Raw genomic sequence first — 3,348 nt, 5'->3', positions numbered from 1 at the left:
GGCGGCTCAACGCAAGCGTTGAGCCGCCTTTTTTAGTGTATTATAATATTATCTTCGGTAAGTGATTGTTACATTCAAAATATCATCAATCGTATAACCAGATAAGTCAAGAGAGTTTTGTTCTTGCATTTGTAATCGCATTATTCTTTTAAACTCATCATTATATTTAAAGACCAATTCGCTTTCGTTTAAATTAATAACATCAAGAGCTCTTAATGCTTTGTCATTAATCACAAAACAAATAGTACTTCCTTTAATCACGTACAAAAAAGATGCTGAGTTATATTTACAAGTTTTTTCGTCATTCTTATAATTGTATTCATTTAGTATCCAACGATCACCTTTAAATATATAATTCATTTTCTTTATGCAATTAAAAGCCTCTGAAGGAACTATCTGAGAGAAGAGTTTCCCATCAGACATTCTTGATTCCACATAGTTCCATTGTCCTTCTAACTGTGCTCGTGTGTACTTAGCATCGTTATTATTGTCTTTTTTAGTGCACGCTGCGAAAGCTATCACAGAAAGTGCAATTAGTAATATTTTTTTCATAGGAATAAAGTTTAAAATTTGCTACAAAGATAAAAAAACTTTTTTTTATTAGCAAAATATTCCAAGAAAAATACACAAATTATTTTATACCGATTTACCTCTACCTCTCTGCTAATTCAATAATCTCTAAATTCTTTATTTCGCCAGCTTCAAGCTCAAAACGGAGCATAGTACGGACTTTTTGCCAGCCATAGATGCCTGCCGCCCCCGGATTGAGGTGCAGCAGCTGGTATTGTGGGTCGTATTGTACTTTTAGGATATGCGAATGCCCCGAAATGAAGAGTCGGGGCGGGTGTTTTTGTATTTCGCGTTTAGCTAAAGGAGTATATCGGTTAGGGTAGCCCCCTATGTGTATCATCAGCACCTCTACTCCCTCGCACTCAAAACGATTTACCTCTGGGAAGTAGCCGCGTACCTCAGTGCCATCTATATTGCCATAAACCCCGCGCAAAGGCTTTACCGCCTCAAGGGCTTGTATGACAGCCACATTGCCAAAATCACCGCAATGCCAGACCTCATCAGCCTCTGAGGCATAGTGAAGTATGCGCTCGTCTATATACGAATGCGTGTCGGAGAGGAGTAAGATTTTCATTTCACATCTAATTTGTAGTGCTGTTTGCCCTGTATCTTATAGCAAGTACGCTTAGCAGCACTCTCTTCGGCTCTCTTCTTAGAGGTAGCCCGTGCGCGCGTCACCGAAAACCCCTCTACATACACTTTGGCTACGAAGTATTTCGTCTCTGAACGATCTTCTACATCTTCTTCTGCCTCAAATGAAAAGTCGCGTTTGTGCTTCTGACACCATTCTATCAGCAAACTTTTATGGCTAATAACCTTTTCTTCGAGGTTTTTGATATTGATATAAGGCAAAATGAGCTTGCGTTCTATAAATTTGAAGCAAGTTTTATAGCCTTTATCCAAGTAAATAGCCCCTATAAGCGCCTCAAAAAGATTGCCCGTAATGTTATTGCCCAACTGCTTGGGGGTGAGCTTCGTACGCAGAAAACTAAGCAGCTGTAGCTCTTCGCCCAGCTGGTTTAGGTTACGCCTTTCTACTATTTTAGAGCGCATTTTGGTCAGGTAGCCCTCGTCTTGCTCAGGCGCATTAGTAAAAATATAATCGGCTATTACTGCCCCCAAAATCGCATCGCCGAGAAACTCAAGTCGCTCGTAGCTCTTGCGGGTAGCCTTTTGGTATTGGTAGGATGGATGCGTAAAAGCCTCGCTATAAAATGACAGATTTTTAGGCGCATAGCCCAAAAGATCTTTCATTTTATTGTAAAAAATCCCGTCTTTCTTCTTAGAAGTAAAACGGGAAAATGACAATATTTTCTTTAAGCTGAACACTTGTATTATAACTTTTTGAATAGTAAGCAAGCGTTATGACCTCCGAAACCGAAAGTATTACTCATTGCTACTTTTACATCGCGTTTTTGTGCTTGGTTGAAAGTGAAGTTTAGGCGTTGGTCTATCTTCTCATCAGGAGTTTCAAAGTTAATAGTAGGTGGTACGATACCGTGCTTAATAGCCAATATCGAAGCCACTGCCTCTATAGCTCCTGCGGCACCAAGTAAGTGTCCTGTCATCGACTTGGTTGAGTTGATATTAATATTGTAAGCGTGCTCTCCGAACACATCGATTACTGCTTTCGACTCGGCTATATCGCCCAGCGGGGTAGAAGTACCGTGCATATTGATAGCATCTACTTCGTTTATCGCTACGCCAGCGTCTTTAAGGCAGTTATTCATCACCAATTTAGCGCCAAGCCCTTCAGGGTGAGGTGCCGTCATATGGTGAGCGTCTGCTGAAAGTCCGCCACCAGCCAATTCGCAATAGATAGTAGCGCCACGTGCTACGGCGTGGTTGTACTCTTCAAGGACAATAGCCCCTGCTCCTTCGCCCAATACGAAACCATCGCGGTTAGCATCAAACGGACGCGATGCCTTAGCTGGGTTTTCGTTGAAAGTAGAAAGAGCGTGCAAAGCATTGAAGCCCCCTATACCCGCGATAGTAACAGCTGCTTCAGAGCCGCCCGATACTATTACATCGGCATAACCAAAACGAATATAGTTAAGCGCATCAATCATAGCATTGGCAGCAGAAGCACAAGCCGACACAGTAGTGAAGTTAGGCCCTCTGAAGCCATATTTGATAGAAATCATACCCGATGCTATGTCGGCTATCATTTTAGGTATAAAAAAAGGATTGAAGCGAGGCGTACCATCGCCCTGATTGAAGCTGGTTACCTCATTTTGGAAAGTTTCTAACCCCCCAATTCCTGAACCCCATATCACACCCACGCGGTCTTTATCGAGCTTATCAACGTCTAAATGAGCATCTTTGATAGCTTCATCAGACACGACAGAAGCGTACTGCGCAAACTTATCGAGCTTGCGAGCTTCTTTTCTATCCATAAAGTTCTCGATATTAAACCCTTTTAGTTCGCAGGCGAACTGGGTTTTAAACTTAGAGGCATCGAAATGGGTAATAGGGGCAGCGCCACTTTTTCCTTCTACGAGTCCGTTCCAAAAATCTTGTGAGGTATTACCAATGGGGGTCAAGGCACCTATGCCTGTTACTACTACGCGTCTTCTCTCCATATAGTGTTATCTTTTTAGTATTTAGGTTCTAAAAAAAGCATTAGGCACTAAGCCACTAACCTACCTATATAGGTGGTTAATAGCTTAGTGCCCATTAGCCCATTATTGTTTAGCATCTTCAATGTATTTGATTGCTTGACCTACTGTTTGGATATTTTCAGCTTGGTCATCTGGGATTTGAATATCAAATTCTTTT

4 protein-coding genes and 1 pseudogene are annotated in these 3,348 nt (G+C 41.5%); all 5 read right to left on the bottom strand.

What is annotated here, in order from left to right:
* Positions 1 to 48 precede the first annotated feature (48 nt).
* Positions 49 to 552, bottom strand: coding sequence for a lipocalin-like domain-containing protein (locus tag HMPREF9074_RS03200; RefSeq protein ID WP_009389635.1), 504 nt, complete (start codon positions 550 to 552; stop codon positions 49 to 51).
* Positions 553 to 652: 100 nt separating this feature from the next.
* A complete protein-coding gene (locus tag HMPREF9074_RS03195) occupies positions 653 to 1,144 on the bottom strand; it encodes a metallophosphoesterase family protein (protein WP_009389637.1) in 492 nt (163 codons plus the stop codon).
* Positions 1,141 to 1,899 (bottom strand): ribonuclease III, encoded by a 759-nt coding sequence (gene rnc / locus HMPREF9074_RS03190; protein ID WP_034539681.1) that lies wholly within the window; start codon positions 1,897 to 1,899, stop codon positions 1,141 to 1,143. The genes HMPREF9074_RS03195 and rnc overlap by 4 nt, the downstream gene beginning before the upstream one ends.
* A gap of 5 nt (positions 1,900 to 1,904) precedes the next feature.
* The gene (gene fabF, locus HMPREF9074_RS03185) at positions 1,905 to 3,152 is read right to left on the bottom strand and encodes a beta-ketoacyl-ACP synthase II (protein WP_009389641.1); all 1,248 of its coding nucleotides are present in this window, start codon (positions 3,150 to 3,152) and stop codon (positions 1,905 to 1,907) included.
* Positions 3,153 to 3,254: 102 nt separating this feature from the next.
* Positions 3,255 to 3,348: pseudogene (locus tag HMPREF9074_RS03180) on the bottom strand (acyl carrier protein); the annotation flags it as partial.

Source organism: Capnocytophaga sp. oral taxon 329 str. F0087 (assembly GCF_000213295.2).
In the GTDB taxonomy this organism is placed as follows: domain Bacteria; phylum Bacteroidota; class Bacteroidia; order Flavobacteriales; family Flavobacteriaceae; genus Capnocytophaga; species Capnocytophaga leadbetteri_A.
The sequence above is the reverse complement of the archived record's forward strand: the minus strand, read 5'-3'. Positions and strand labels throughout refer to the sequence as shown.